Source organism: Propioniciclava coleopterorum, assembly GCF_011393335.1.
In the GTDB taxonomy this organism is placed as follows: Bacteria; Actinomycetota; Actinomycetes; order Propionibacteriales; family Propionibacteriaceae; genus Propioniciclava; species Propioniciclava coleopterorum.
The window spans coordinates 2016733-2030532 of the sequence record NZ_CP049865.1 but is presented as its reverse complement, the minus strand read 5'-3'; the positions used below and the strand labels follow the sequence as shown (position 1 = coordinate 2030532).

General features: G+C 74.0%; 15 protein-coding genes. 10 read left to right on the top strand and 5 right to left on the bottom strand.

Annotated elements, in window-relative coordinates; translation table 11 throughout:
- The first annotated feature begins 23 nt into the window (after window positions 1–23).
- The 3 genes from G7070_RS09725 to G7070_RS17800 all read left to right on the top strand — a co-directional run bounded on the left by G7070_RS09725 (window position 24) and on the right by G7070_RS17800 (window position 3639).
- Window positions 24–1796 carry a glycoside hydrolase family 13 protein gene (locus G7070_RS09725; protein WP_166233570.1) on the top strand — a complete coding sequence of 591 codons (1773 nt, stop codon included), beginning with the start codon at window positions 24–26 and terminating at the stop codon, window positions 1794–1796.
- A 257-nt stretch (window positions 1797–2053) separates the two neighbouring features.
- Window positions 2054–3265 carry a DHA2 family efflux MFS transporter permease subunit gene (locus G7070_RS09720; protein ID WP_206079715.1) on the top strand — a complete coding sequence of 404 codons (1212 nt, stop codon included), beginning with the start codon at window positions 2054–2056 and terminating at the stop codon, window positions 3263–3265.
- Complete coding sequence (locus G7070_RS17800; RefSeq protein ID WP_206079714.1) at window positions 3205–3639, top strand: MFS transporter; 435 nt, start codon at window positions 3205–3207, stop codon at window positions 3637–3639. The genes G7070_RS09720 and G7070_RS17800 overlap by 61 nt, the downstream gene beginning before the upstream one ends.
- 49 nt (window positions 3640–3688) lie before the next feature.
- On the opposite strand, the gene G7070_RS09715 is transcribed toward G7070_RS17800, so the two are convergent.
- Window positions 3689–4255: an IMPACT family protein gene (locus G7070_RS09715; protein ID WP_166233569.1), complete on the bottom strand. Its 567-nt coding sequence runs from the start codon at window positions 4253–4255 to the stop codon at window positions 3689–3691.
- 108 nt (window positions 4256–4363) lie between these two features.
- Here G7070_RS09715 and cobT point away from each other — a divergent pair, with 108 nt between their 5' ends.
- The 5 genes from cobT (at window position 4364) to G7070_RS19255 (ending at window position 7627) form a co-directional block, all read left to right on the top strand.
- A complete protein-coding gene (gene cobT, locus G7070_RS09710) occupies window positions 4364–5383 on the top strand; it encodes a nicotinate-nucleotide--dimethylbenzimidazole phosphoribosyltransferase (RefSeq protein ID WP_166233568.1) in 1020 nt (339 codons plus the stop codon).
- A gap of 40 nt (window positions 5384–5423) precedes the next feature.
- Window positions 5424–6209 (top strand): adenosylcobinamide-GDP ribazoletransferase, encoded by a 786-nt coding sequence (locus G7070_RS09705; RefSeq protein WP_166233567.1) that lies wholly within the window; start codon window positions 5424–5426, stop codon window positions 6207–6209.
- A gap of 240 nt (window positions 6210–6449) precedes the next feature.
- A complete protein-coding gene (locus G7070_RS09700; protein WP_166233566.1) occupies window positions 6450–6977 on the top strand; it encodes a bifunctional adenosylcobinamide kinase/adenosylcobinamide-phosphate guanylyltransferase in 528 nt (175 codons plus the stop codon).
- Window positions 6978–7055: 78 nt separating this feature from the next.
- Window positions 7056–7490 carry a histidine phosphatase family protein gene (locus G7070_RS19260; RefSeq protein ID WP_166233565.1) on the top strand — a complete coding sequence of 145 codons (435 nt, stop codon included), beginning with the start codon at window positions 7056–7058 and terminating at the stop codon, window positions 7488–7490.
- Complete coding sequence (locus G7070_RS19255) at window positions 7394–7627, top strand: histidine phosphatase family protein (RefSeq protein ID WP_166235157.1); 234 nt, start codon at window positions 7394–7396, stop codon at window positions 7625–7627. The genes G7070_RS19260 and G7070_RS19255 overlap by 97 nt, the downstream gene beginning before the upstream one ends.
- Window positions 7628–7631: 4 nt before the next feature.
- Here the strand turns inward: G7070_RS19255 and G7070_RS09685 are convergent, their stop codons facing one another.
- From G7070_RS09685 to G7070_RS09670, 4 genes are all read right to left on the bottom strand, one after another.
- Window positions 7632–8174 (bottom strand): GrpB family protein, encoded by a 543-nt coding sequence (locus G7070_RS09685; RefSeq protein ID WP_166233564.1) that lies wholly within the window; start codon window positions 8172–8174, stop codon window positions 7632–7634.
- A 91-nt stretch (window positions 8175–8265) separates the two neighbouring features.
- The gene (gene yaaA, locus G7070_RS09680; RefSeq protein ID WP_166233563.1) at window positions 8266–9066 is read right to left on the bottom strand and encodes a peroxide stress protein YaaA; all 801 of its coding nucleotides are present in this window, start codon (window positions 9064–9066) and stop codon (window positions 8266–8268) included.
- Window positions 9067–9191: 125 nt separating this feature from the next.
- Entirely contained in the window at window positions 9192–9935 is a 744-nt protein-coding gene (locus G7070_RS09675; protein ID WP_166233562.1) for a DUF3152 domain-containing protein, read from the bottom strand.
- 69 nt (window positions 9936–10004) lie between these two features.
- A complete protein-coding gene (locus G7070_RS09670; protein WP_166233561.1) occupies window positions 10005–11006 on the bottom strand; it encodes a hypothetical protein in 1002 nt (333 codons plus the stop codon).
- A gap of 100 nt (window positions 11007–11106) precedes the next feature.
- On the opposite strand from G7070_RS09670, the gene G7070_RS09665 reads away from it, so the two are divergent.
- Entirely contained in the window at window positions 11107–12882 is a 1776-nt protein-coding gene (locus G7070_RS09665) for a glycoside hydrolase family 35 protein (RefSeq protein WP_166233560.1), read from the top strand.
- A gap of 39 nt (window positions 12883–12921) precedes the next feature.
- Window positions 12922–13731, top strand: a complete 810-nt coding sequence (locus tag G7070_RS09660) for a nucleotidyltransferase family protein (protein WP_166233559.1) — start codon at window positions 12922–12924, stop codon at window positions 13729–13731.
- Window positions 13732–13800: the final 69 nt, after the last annotated feature.

The following is a 13800-nucleotide window of genomic DNA, read 5'->3' as shown; positions in this document are numbered from 1 at the left end:
ATATTCTTCGCGGCAAAGGCTTGATGTGCGCCCACGCGGCCGAAACACTGGTCTGCGTGACCCACGCATCCTCCACGCCGCAGGTCGCGGCCAAGAACCCCCACTTCGACGATCCCGACTGGTGGCGCACGGCCGTCGTCTACCAGGTGTACCCGCGCTCGTTCGCGGACGCCGACAACGACGGCACCGGCGACGTCCAGGGCATCATCTCCAAGCTGCCCTACCTCGCCGACCTGGGCGTGGACGCGCTGTGGATCAGCCCGTGGTACCCCTCGCCGCTGCTGGACGGCGGCTACGACGTCGCCGACTACCGCGACATCTCGCCGCGCTTCGGGACGCTCGCCGACGCCGACGAGCTGATCGAGAAGGCGCACGCGCTCGGGCTGCGCGTCTTCATCGACCTCGTACCGAACCACTCCTCGTGGGACCACCCGTGGTTCCGCCGCGCGCTGGCCGCCGAGCCGGGTTCGTCCGACCGCGACCTCTACATCTTCCGCGACGGCCGCGGCGAGGACGGCGAACTGCCGCCCAACAACTGGGGCTCGGTCTTCGGCGGCCCCGCCTGGACGCGCACCACCAACGCCGACGGGACGCCGGGCCAGTGGTACCTCCACATGTTCGACATCTCCCAGCCCGACTGGAACTGGGAGAACCCGGCCGTCGCCGCCATGTTCGACGACGTCCTGCGGTTCTGGTTCGACCGGGGCGTGGACGGCTTCCGCATCGACGTCGCCGACTCGATGGCCAAGGACCCCGCCCTCCCCGACGTCGCCCTCAGCCCGGTCACGGGCCACGGCAACAACGACAAGGCTCCGGGCAGCCCGCAGTGGGACCACCCGGGCGTCGAGGCGATCCAGCGCCGCTGGCGCGCCATCGCGCGCGAGTACGCCGACACGGCTCTCGGCGAGCGCGTGTTCGTCGCGGAGGCCTACCTGGACCCGATCGAGCGACTGACCCGCTACGTGTCCACCGACCGACTGCACTCCACCTTCAACTTCGACGCCCTGCTGTCGGAGTGGTCGGCGGCCTCGCAGCGCGCGGTGATCGGCAAGAGCCTGCCCGCACACGTCGAGGTCGGCGCCCCCGCCACCTGGGTGCTGGGCAACCACGACACCAACCGGGTCGCCACCCGGTACGGCAAGCCGGTGACCGGCGCGAACTTCGCCGCCGCCGGCGACGCGGAGGGCTGGGACGACCCGGCCGAGCTGGCCGTCGCGATGCACGGCGAGCCGACCGACGTCGCCCTGGGACGCCGCCGCGCCCGCGCCGCCGCCCTGCTCGAGCTGGCGCTGCCCGGCGGCGCCTACGTGTACCAGGGCGAGGAACTCGGGCTGCCCGAGGTCGAGGACCTGCCCGAGGATCTCCTGGACGACCCCACCTGGGAGCGCTCCGGCCACCGCGTCCGCGGCCGGGACGGCTGCCGGGTGCCGCTGCCCTGGTCCGGCGACACCGCCCCGTTCGGGTTCGGCACGGACGCCGCCCCGTGGCTGCCCCAGCCCGCCGAGTGGGCGGAGCTGACCGCCGAGGCCCAGGCGGCCGATCCGGACTCGACGCTCAACCTGTACCGCGCCGCCCTGAAGCTGCGCCGCGAGCGTCCCGAGTTCCGGCACGGCGACCTGTTCTGGCTGGACAGCGCCGACGACGTGCTCGCGTTCCGGCGCGGCGACGAGCTGACCGTCGTGGTCAACTTCGGCGCCGACCCGATCGACCTTCCCGACGGCGAGGTCCTGCTGGCCTCCGCGCCGCTGGAGGACGGTCGGCTGCCGCAGGACGCCACCGCCTGGATCGCCGGCTGACCGCCGGGGTTCGGCGCGGATCGCCCGCGCCGAACCCACCACTCCCATCCTGGCGACCCAGCCCGCACTGCCGGGGTTCGCTCGACGCCGCCTCGGGCGCACCGACGGTCGGGCCGCGCAACCCTCCTTGATCGCGAACCCCGTTTCGCATATTCTTTTTCGGCTGCGCGCCCCGGAACCGTGTGGTAAAGCCCCGTTCTCGTTCTTGGTCAGCGACGACCTCGATCCGTCATCGATCGCTGAGGAGCGTCATGTCCATGACTCGCGAAACCTCGTCGAGCCCGTCCGCGGACGGGCCGTTCGACCACACCACCCCGACCTTCGAGCCGGCGCCGGGCCAGCCGGGCGCGCCCGAGCCGGCCACCTCCCGGGCGGCGGACCGCGCGCCGGCGTCCGCTCACCCCTCGACCCCGACCGAGGAGGCGCCCGCGGCGTCCGGGTCGACGTCGATCATCACGATCCTGCTGATCGCCGCGTTCGTGGTGATCCTCAACGAGACCACCATGAACGTCGCGCTGACCAGCATCATGGCGAACTTCGGCGTCACCGAGCGCAGCGCGCAGTGGCTGACCACCGCGTTCATGCTGACGATGGCCGTCGTCATCCCCGTGACGGGATGGCTGCTGGAGCGGTTCCCGACCCGCACCGTGTTCACCCTGGCCATGACCCTGTTCAGCGCCGGGACGCTGCTCGCCGCCGTCGCCCCGAGCTTCGGGCTGCTGCTGGGCGCCCGCGTCGTGCAGGCGTCCGGGACGGCCGTCATGATGCCGCTGCTCATGACGACGATCATGAACCTCGTCCCGCCGCAGGGGCGCGGCAAGGTGATGGGCAACATCTCGCTGGTGATCTCGGTGGCGCCCGCGGTCGGACCGACGCTGTCGGGCCTGCTCCTGCAGTTGGGCTCGTGGCGCTACATCTTCGCGTTCGTGCTGCCCATCGCCTTGGCGATGCTCGTGCTCGGACGCCTCAAGCTGCGCAACGCCGGCGAGCCGACCCGGGCCCCGCTGGACCTGTGGTCGATCCCGCTGACGGTGATCGGGTTCGCGCCCCTCATCTACGGCCTGAGCCTCATCGGCTCCGACGCCCCGTTCTGGGAGCCGATGCTCGCGATCGGCGTCGGCGTCGCCGGCCTGATCGGCTTCGTCGCCCGCCAGCTGGTGCTCCAGGGCCGCGAGCGCGCCTTCCTGGACCTGCGCGCCTTCACCTTCGGCACCTTCACGGTCGCGCTGCTCATGATGGCGATCGCGATGATGGCGCTGTTCGGCTCGATCATCATGCTGCCGCTGCTGCTGCAGAAGGTGTACGCGCTGCAGCCGCTGCACGTCGGGCTGATGATGCTGCCCGGCGGCATCGCCATGGGCGTGATGGGCCCCTCGTCGGGCGGCTGTACGACCGCGTCGGGCCGCGCGTGCTGGTGGTCCCCGCCTCGATGGTGGTGCTGGCCGTGTTCGGGTTCTTCGCGATGCTGACCCCGACGACGCCGTGGTGGCTCATCATGGTCGCCCACGTGGTGATGAGCGTGTCGTTCGCCTGCATCTTCACGCCGCTGTTCACCGTCGCGCTGGGCGTGCTGCCGCCGCGGCTGTACTCGCACGGCTCCGCGCTGATCGGCACGATCCAGCAGGTCGCCGGCGCCGCCGGGACCGCGCTGTTCGTGACGGTGTTCGCGATGCAGACCGCCGTCGCCGCGCAGGCGGGCGCCCCCGAGGCCCAGGCCATGCTGGCCGGCTCGCACTGGGCGTTCCTGGGCGCGGGTGCGGTCTGGACCGCCGCCGTGATCGCGTCGTTCTTCCTGCGCAAGCCCGAGGACGCCGACCCGGCGGGGATCCCCGCGGGCCACTGAGCCCGCCCCCGGACGCCGCTGGGCGGGACGGCCGAGGGCGCCGCATGCATCAGCGCAGGATCGGCAGGACGGCGTCCGGGTCGGCGACGGCCAGCGTCAGCCGTACCGACTCGGCCCACGCCGCGTCCAGGACGTCGATGCCGCGGTTCAGCAGCGCCCCCTGGACGCGGCCCGCCTCGGCGGCGGGCACGTCGACGCCCCACAGCAGCCGGCGCTCCGGACGCACGCGCGGCGCACCGGCCAGCGCGGACGACACGGCGTCGGAGTAGGCCCGGACCAGCCCGCCGGTGCCGAGCAGCGTCCCGCCGAAGTAGCGCGTCACGACCGCGACGACGTTGCCCAGCGCGGCGCCGCGCAGCACCTCCAGCATCGGCATCCCGGCGGTGCCCGCGGGCTCGCCGTCGTCGGAGCTTCGCTCGATCGGCTGCGCGTCGGGGACGTCCACGACGAACGCCTGGCAGTGGTGCCGCGCGTCCGGGAACTCGGCCCTGACGAGCGCGATCACGTCGCGGGCCTGCGCCTCGTCGTCCACGCGCGCCACGGTCGCCAGGAACCGGGACCGCTTCACCTCGGTCTCGGTGCGGGCCTCGAAGCCGCGCGGCAGCCACGTGCGCATGCCCCGATGCTGCCAGACCCGCCGCCGATGCACCGGCCGGGCGGGACCTGGTGTGCGGCGGCGCCGGCGAACTCAGCGTTCCGCGATCGGTGGGAGGATGGTCCGGCCATGACGAACACTGTGACCGCACCCGACCCGTCCCTCCGCGCCGCCGCCCAGGCCCGCTCCGACGCCCAGGCCAAGCCCACCGGCGCACTCGGCCGCCTCGAGCACCTGGGCGCCTGGCTCGCCGCCTGCCAGGGGGTGAACCCGCCCCGTCCGCTGACCGACGTCCGCGTCGCGGTGTTCGCCGGCGACCACGGCGTCGCCGCCCGCGGCGTCTCCGCGTACCCCACCCAGGTCACGGTCGCGATGGTCCACGGCATCCTGGCCGGCGTCGCCGGCGTGAGCGCGATCGCGCGCAGCGTCGGCGCCACGGTCACCGTGCACGACCTCGGCGTCGACGGGCTCACCGGCGTCCCCGACGAGGTGCGCCGGTTCCATGTGCGGCCGGCACGCCCGATCAGCGACGAGGACGCCCTCACCCCCGACGAACTGGACGCCGCCCTGGCCGCCGGCGACACCATCGCCGCCGAGGCCATCGCCGACGGGGCGCAGGTCCTCATCGCCGGGGACCTCGGCATCGGCAACACCACCCCGTCGGCGGCGCTCGTCGCCGCGACGCTGGGCCTGCGCGGCGGGGACGTCGCCGGCTCCGGGACCGGCGTGGACGCCGCCGGCCTGGCCCGCAAGGCCGCCGCGATCGACGCGGCGCTGGACCGGGTCGGCGCCCGGGCGTCCGACCCGCGGCAGCGGCTGGCGGCGCTCGGCTCGGCCGACATCGCCGCCGCCGTCGGCTTCATGACCGGCGCGGCCACCCGAGGCATCCCGGTCGTGGTGGACGGACTGATCGCGTCCGCCGAGGCGCTTATGGCCGAGGAACTCGCGCCCGGGGCGTCCGCGTGGATGGTCGCCGGGCACGTCTCCACCGAGCCCGGTTGCGCGCTCGCGCAGCGGCGCCTGGGCCTCACTCCGATTCTCGACCTGGGGATGCGGCTGGGCGAGGGCTCGGGGGCGGTGCTGGCGGTGCCGATCCTCGAGGCGGCCGGCGCGGCGCTGCGCGAGATCGCCGCCCTGGCGGACCTGTGACGCCCGACGCGGAGCGCCCGCGTCCGGGCAGGGCGCGGGCGTGAGCGCCATCGGGGACGGGCTGCGACTCGCGTGGGGCACCCTCACCGCGATCCCCGGCCCCGCCCCACGCCAGGTGGAGCGTGCGGAGGCCCGGGTCGCGATGGCGGCCGGGTGGCTCGTGGTGCTGCCCGTCACCCTGGCGTGCGCCGCGGCCGGCTGGGCGCTCGTCGCGCTGGGGGTGCCGTCGGCCGCCGCCGGGTTCCTCGCCGTGGGGGCGCTGGCGTGGCTCACCCGGGCGATCCACGCCGACGGGCTGGCGGACACCGCCGACGGGCTCGGCTCGGGCCGCGACCGCGACCGCTCCCTGGAGATCATGCGGCGCGGCGACGTCGGACCCATGGGCGCGGTGACCCTCGTGCTCGTCTATGGCGCCCAGGCCGTGCTGCTCGGCGACCTGCTCGCCCGCCCGCTCGGCTGGGCGCTCGCCGGGCTCGCGCTCGCCACCGGACGCCTCGCGCTCGCGCTGGGCTGCGCGGCCTGGGTGCGGCCGGCGCGCGCCGACGGGCTCGGGCAGGCGATGGCCGGCTGCGTCCCGGGCTGGCTGCTCGGCGTCGCCGTCGTTGCGAACCTCGCGCTGGGTCACCTCGCCGTGGTGGGCGCCCAGGCGCTGGGGGCGACCCTCACCTGGTGGAGTTGGCCGCTGGCGATCGCGCTCGGCGCTGCTGCGGCGGGGCTGGTCCTGTGGCGCGCGACCCGGCGCCTCGGCGGGATCACCGGCGACGTGCTGGGCGCCCTGGTGGAGGCCGCGACGCTCGGCGTCCTGCTGGGGCTGGCGATCGGCTGAAGCCACCAGCGCCCCCGTGAGGGGAAGCTCCCCAAAGACCGCCCCCGTGGGGAAGCTCCCAAAGCCACCCCCGGGTACCCACCGACCGCGGCGTGTCGTCGTGGTGCCCCCAGTGGCGCCGCTCGTCGCCATCACCCCTTGTCGCTCGGTTCCGCCGCGGCACTGGGGGCACCAGGACGACACCCCCGCCCCGGCTGAGCACACCGGGCGACGGGGGCGGGGCGCCGGTAGTCTGCGGACGTGCGCGTGTTGGTGACCGGTGGGGTGCGGAGCGGGAAGTCGAGCTACGCCGAAGGCCTGCTGGCCGACAAGGGGGCGGTGACCTACGTCACGCCCGGCTACCCCGCGGACCCGCAGGCCGACCCGGAGTGGGCCGCCCGCGTCGCCGCCCACAAGCTGAGCCGCCCGCACACGTGGACGACGCTGGAGACCCTCGACGTGGCGGAGGCGCTGCGCACGGTGGACGGGCCGGTGCTGGTCGACTGCCTGGGGACCTGGCTCACCCGCCAGCTCGACGCCGAGGGCTGGGACGCCCCCCGCGACCACCTGCAGGCCGTCATCGGCGACCGGACCGCCGAGCTCGCGGCTGCGGCGTCCGGGCATCCCGGCCCGCTGGTGATCGTTACGAACGAGGTGGGCTGGGGCGTGGTGCCCGAGCATCGCTCCGGGCGCATCTTCACCGACCTGCTCGGCTGGACCAACCAGGCCGTCGCGCGCGCCCTCGATGACGTCGTGCTCGTGGTCGCGGGCCGCACGCTGCACCTGTAGCCGCCGCGGCCGACACCGGGCGAGCACCAACCTCCCGCCGCCCCCGCCGCCCCGGAGTGCCGCGGCTAGGCTGATGACGTGCTCCCCCATCCGGTGACGTTCGTCCGCCACGGCCAGTGCGTCGGCAACGCACAGGGCCGGGTCGTGGGCCAGTGGGACAGCCCGCTCACCCCCTTGGGCCACACCCAGGCCGAGGCCGCCGCCGCGCTGCTGGTGGCGCGCCCGCGTCCGGTGGCGATCGTCTCCTCCGACCTGCAGCGGGCGCGGGCGACCGCCGAGGTGATCGCGGACGCCCTGGACGTGCCGCTGTTCCTGGACCGCGGGCTGCGCGAGCAGAGCTTCGGGACGATGGAGGGCCTCCTGTTCTCAGAGCTGACCGGCAGCCACCCGACGACGGGGCACATCAACGAGATCCGCTGGGGGACGGGGAGTCGGTCGCCGACCTGTACGCGCGCCTGGCCGAGGCCCTCGACCGGATCACCGCGGCCCACGACGGGGCGCTGGTGCTGGTGACGCACGGCCACGTCATCCAGGTGGCGATGTCGCTGCTGCAGGGCCACGGGCCGCGCGACATCGACTGGTTCGACCTGCCGAACGGCGGCATCGTCCACGCCCCCGACGCGGCCTCGCTTCCGGGGCCGCACGCCTAGCCGATCAGCGGTTCGTGTTCAGCGCGAAGATCAGCGCCTTCTCCTCTTCCGACAGGTCGGAGTGGCCGAGCACCTCGCGCAGGATGTCCGACTTCCCGTCCAGGTAGGTCTCGATGTCCATGGCGGGGTCGGCCGCCAGCGCCAGCTTCACGGCGCCGTACCGGTCGCGCAGGTCGGGGCGCCGCCGCAGCACGTCACGCACCGCGAGGTGGTTGCGCAGGTGCAGCGTCCCGGCCACGCAGACGTAGACGTTGCGCTTGGGGTCCGCATCCGGGGCGAGCAACGCCTCGCGGTCGGTGACGCCGAGGTCGCCGTGGTGCTCGTACCCCGCCGCTGCCAGCGCCGCGATCGCCGCGGCGACGTCCTCCCGCCGCACGACGACGTCGATGTCGAGGATCGGCTTGGCCGCGAGCCCCGGCACCGACGTGGACCCCACGTGCTCGATCCCCACGACCGGGACCCCCGCCAACGCGCGCGTGAGCGCCGCCGCGACCCCGGCGAACTGCACGGGCCACTGCTCCGACGGGGGCGTCACCTCGATGGCCATCCCGCCATCCTCGCACCCACCGCCCGATCACGACCGGCGGGCCGCGCCGCCGGTCCACTCATGGGCCTGCGTCGCAGGTCCCTCCGGGGCGTCAGCCGACGGCCGGGCGGTCCTCGAAGCTGCGGACGAAGACCGGGGCGTCCGGGCGGGACGCGCCGGCGTCCAGCCGGTAGCCGAGCTCGTCGAACTCGACCAGGCGGGACGCGCTCTGGATCCGGTTGCGGACGATCCAGCCGGCCATCGCCCCGCGGGCACGCTTGGCGTAGAACGACACGATGCTGCGCTTGCCGCGGGCGTCGGTGTCCTCGAAGCGCGGCGTGATGATCCGCTTGCCCAGACGGCGCGGGCGGACGGCCTTGAAGTACTCCCCCGACGCCAGATCGACCAGCACGTCCGAGCCGGGCGATTCGGCCAGGTCCGCGGCCAGCACGTCGGTGATGGTGTCGCCCCAGAAGTCGTACAGCGTGGCCCCGCGGTCGGTGCGCAGCCGGGTCCCCATCTCGAGGCGGTAGGGCTGCATCAGGTCGAGCGGGCGCAGCACGCCGTAGAGTCCCGACAGCATCCGCAGCGACTTCTGGGCGGCGGTGTAGTCCCGCTCGCCGAAGCTGCCGGGGGCGTCCAGGCCCAGGTAGACGTCGCCGTGGAACGCCAGGATCGCCGGGCGGGCGTTCCGGGTCGTGAACGGCACCGAGAAGTCGGCGTAGCGCTGAGCGTTGAGGGCGGCGAGTTCGTCGGAGATGTGCATCATCCCGGCCAGTTCGGAGACGCTCTTGTGCCGCAGCACGTCGATCAGCCGCTCGGATTCGGCCAGCAGTCGCGGCTCGGTGTGCTTGCGGGTGGCGAGCTTGCTCTCGTAGTCCAGCGACTTGGCCGGCGACAGGATGGTGATCACGCGCCGAGCCTAGCCAAGCGCGCCGCCGGGACGCCGGGCGTGCCACGCGTCAGTCGACGCCCTTGGGCCGGGCGCGATGCCCCCCGCGTCAGTCGGCCTCCTGAGGCCGGGCGTGCCACCGCCCGTCAGTCGGCGTCCTTGGGCCACGCGTTGGGGACGCAGCCGGCCATGTCGATGCTCTGCTGCATCATCACCGGCGCCTTCGCCCCGGCCTTGGGGCAGCCGACGTGCCCCTGCCCCAGGTAGTGCCCCACCTCGTGGTTGACGAGGTAGCTGCGGTAGACGCCCAGGTCGTCGTAGGTGGGGGTCATGAACCGCCACCGGTCGGAGTTGAGCACCACCCGGTCACCGACCCGGCAGTTCCACTTGGACTCCACGTCGGCGGGCTTGCACAGTTCGTTCGCGGTCTTCGGGGACGCGATGTAGAGGACCAGCGCCGCCTCCAACTCGTCGTTGACGAGGGTGAAGTTCCGCTTGCCGTAGCCCGCCCAGCCGCGCGGGTCGTCGAACGTCTTCTGCACCTCGGCCGCGGCCTCGTCGGGCTTGACCTCGGTGGTGTCCTCGACCTTCACCACGTACTTCACCGTCTTGGGGGCCTCGATGCCCGGCTGCGCGGTGATGGTGTTGAGCAGGTAGGTGCCGGACGCCGGCGTGTCGGACGTCCACACCTCCTGCCGGGCGATCGGCGGGATCGAGGGCGTCGGGGTGGGCGTCGGGGTCGGGGTGGCGGGGGTGTATTCGGCGGGGGGCCGCGTCCACATCCAGGCGCCGATTCCGGCGACGATGAGGGCGAGCACCACGAAGGCCACCCACCACACGCGAGCGCCCGGGCGACCGCGGGACGCCTCGGCGCGACCTGTAGGGCTCATGCCCCCACCCTAGGCGAGGCGTCCGACGGAGTGCGGGAACCTCCCGGGCGGGGCGGGATGCGGGCCGGCTCAGCCGGTGATGTGGCGCACCTCGGACCAGCCGGGATCGGCGGCGACCTCGTCCGGGACCCCGACCCCCCGCGCCACGGCGGCGACCCGCTCCCCCGCGTCGGTGGTGCCGTCGACGTAGGTGTGGAACACCGCCACGCCGTTCCACAGCTCGCGGCCCAGGTGGATGCCCTCGCCGCCCACGGCGTCGCTCAGCCGCTCGGAGAAGGCCTGGATGTTCTCGACGTTCCGCGCGGCGGCGGGCAGCCCGTCGGGGCCGGCCTCGTAGGCGACCGCGATGAGGTGGTGGGTGTCGAACGTCGGGACGTCGACCCAGCGGACGCCGGCCCGGCAGATCACCCGCACGGGCGCGCCCTCGCGCTCCCCTTCGTACATCACCCAGGAGTCGGGGACGTTCGCCGCCGCCAGGGCCGCGACGGCCGCGGCCACGTCCTCGCCGGACGCCGGACGCGCGGGCGGGACCACCAGCAGGTCGAGGCGCCCCACCCAGCGCTCCACGGCGTCCTCGCCGAGCAGCCAGTCGACCACCAGGAACGCGATCTGGCCACGGGTGTGCTCGTCGAGGCCGGGGAAGGCGGGATGGAACACCCCGACGTGGACGCGTTCCTCGCGCGGGTCGGTGCGCGCCTCGAAGACCGTCTCGGCCAGATCGAGCGTCGCGTCCCCCAACCGCAGGCGGGACGCCAGCGGGGCGGGGTCGGGGGTCTTGGTCGGCGCGAACTCCCACCTCGGGCCCTGTTCGGGGGCGGCGTCGTACCAGCGCTGCGCCGCGGCGCGCGCGGCGGCGTCCCCCGCGGCGCTGAGCGTCAGGCGGTGCTGCGCCCGCGCGCCGGGCCCGAACTCCCAGGTGAGCCCGGGATGGATCGCCCTGACCCGCTCGGCCAGGTCCTCGACCCACGGCCCCGGGGAGGTCGGGTCGAGCGACCCACCGGCCGTGGCCCACCACGCCCAGAAGGAGTCCAGGGGGCTGGCGGGGCGCGGCTTCCTGCCGAAGGGTGTCATGGGGACCAGTCTGGCAAACACGCGCCCCCGGAGACCCTGGACGGCCCCCGACGGGGCCATGCCATACTTAGTTAGGAGTCTGAACTAACAGGGGGACGGCGTGACGATCACGGTCGACGAGGGTGTCTTCCTGCGGGACGGGCGTCCGCACCAGATCATCAGCGGGGCGGTGCACTACTTCCGCATCCCGCCCGCGTTGTGGGAGGACCGGCTGCGGCGCGTCCGCGCGCTCGGCCTGAACACCGTCGAGACCTACGTCGCGTGGAACTACCACGAGCGGACGCCGGGGCGGGTCGACTTCACCGGGCCGCGCGACCTGACCCGCTTCATCACGCTCGCCGGCGATCTCGGCCTGGACGTCATCGTGCGTCCGGGCCCCTACATCTGCGCCGAGTGGGACTTCGGCGGCCTGCCGGCGTGGCTCATGCGCGAGCGGCTCACGCTGCGGACGTCCGACCCCGCCTACCTCGCGCACGTGGACGCGTGGCTCGACGCGGTGATCGCCGTCGTCGCCCCGCTGCAGGCCACCCGCGGCGGCCCCGTCGTCGGCGTCCAGGTGGAGAACGAGTACGGGTCCTACGGCAGCGACCCCGCCTACCTGGAGCACGTCCGCGCCGGGCTCCTCGCCCGCGGCGTCGACACCTGGCTGTTCACCTCGGACGGCCCCGGCCCGGACTGGCTCATCAACGGCACGCTGCCCGGCGTCCACGCGACGGCGAACTTCGGGTCGCGTCCGGTCGAGGCGCTGGACGAGCTCCGCTCGTTCCAGCCCGGCGGCCCCGACATGGTGATGGAGTTCTGGAACGGCTGGTTCGACCACTGGCGCGAGCCGCACCACGTCCGGGACGCCGGGGACGCCGCGCGCGTCCTGGCCGACCTGCTGCGGCTCGGCGCGAGCGTCAACTTCTACATGGCGCACGGCGGCACCAACCACGGGCTGTGGAACGGCGCCAACCACCCCGAGGAGGGGTTCCAGCCCACCGTGACGAGCTACGACTACGACGCGCCGGTCGGCGAGGCAGGCGAGCTGACGCCCAAGTTCGAGGCGTTCCGGGCCGCGATCGCCGCGCACACCGGCGTCAGGCCGCCCGCGCCGCCGGCCCCGCTCCCCCGCCACGCCCCCGCGTCGGCCGCGCCGCTCGCCTGGGCGTCCCTGCTCGACCACGTCGACCTGTTCGACGCGCCCCGCACCGCCCCGGCGCCCCTGAGCCTGGAGGACCTGGGCGCCGACCACGGGCTGGTGCTGTACCGCGGCTCGACCGTGATCCCGCCGGACGGTCGGGAGCTGATCCTCGACGGGCTGGCCGACCGCGCGCAGGTGATCGTCGACGGCGTGGACGCCGGCACGTTCGACCGCACCGACGGCACCCCGCGCCTCCCCATGACGCCGCGCACCGACGGCGCCCGCACGGAGCTGACGATCCTGGTGGAGAACCAGGGCCGCACGAACTTCGGCCCCCGGATGGGCGAGCGCAAGGGGCTCGCGGCGGTGCGGCTCGCGGACCGCTTCGTGCACGGCTGGGAGTCCCGCGCCCTGCGCATCGACCTCCCCGGCTGGCTCGAGCGGATCGCGTGGGCGCCGGACGCCGCGGGCGTGGGCCCGACGCTCGCCCGGTTCAGCCTCGAGGTCGACGGGCCGGCCGACGGCTTCCTCGCGCTGCCCGGCTGGGGCAAGGGTTTCGTGTGGCTCAACGGCACCCTTCTGGGGCGTTACTGGGACCTCGGCCCGCAGGTGACGCTGTACGCGGCGGCCCCGCTGTGGAAGGCCGGCGCCAACGAGATCGTGGTGCTCGAACTGCTCGCGCCGGGAGCGATCCTCGAACTGCGCGACGAGCCGGATCTCGGACCGCTCCAGGAGACGGCACACTGGGGGTAGAACAACGTTGTTCCCACCCTCGACGAACGGAGCTCAACGATGAGCGTGACGAAGGCGGTCGTGATGGCCCGCGGCCTCGGGTCCCGGATGCGCCGCGACGCCGGCGCCGACCTGCGGCCCGACCAGGCCGAGGCGGCAGCGTCCGGGGCGAAGGCCATGATGCCGGTGGGTGAGCGTCCGTTCCTGGACCACTCGCTGTCGCGCCTCGCCGCCGCCGGGATCACCGACGTCTGCCTCGTCGTCGCTCCGGATCACGAGGAGATCCGGTCGTACTACGACGCCCAGCCGCTCTCGCGCATCACCGTCCACTACGCCGTGCAGGCCGAGCCGCGCGGCACCGCCGACGCGATCGCCGCCGCCGCCGACTTCACCGGACGCGACCGGTTCGTCGCCGTCAACGGCGACAACCTCTACCCCGTGCCGGCGCTGCGGGCGCTGCTGGCCTCCCGCGGCAGCGCCGTCATCGGGTTCGCGCCGTCGGTGCTGATCTCGGAGTCCAACATCCCCGAGGAGCGGCTCGACGCGTTCGCCGTCCTCACCCGCGACCCCGACGGCGCCCTCACCGCGATCGTCGAGAAGCCGACGCCCGAGCAGGCCGCCGCGTTCGGCCGGCACCCGATGGTGAGCATGAACTGCTGGCTGTTCGAGCCGACCATCCAGGACGCCTGCCGCCGCATCGGCCCCTCGGTGCGTGGGGAGTACGAGGTCGTGGACGCCGTCCGGCTGCTCATGACCGAGGGCGTCCGGTTCGACGTCATCCCGGTCGCCGCCGGCGTGCTGGACCTGAGTTCGCGCGGCGACGTCCCGGCGGTGACCAGCTTCCTGGAGGCGGACCGCGTCCGGCTGTGAGCCACGGCGAGGTGAGCACCCCCGAGCGCATCGGCCACCCGCCCGTGACGGCCTGGTCCGCGCCGCTGA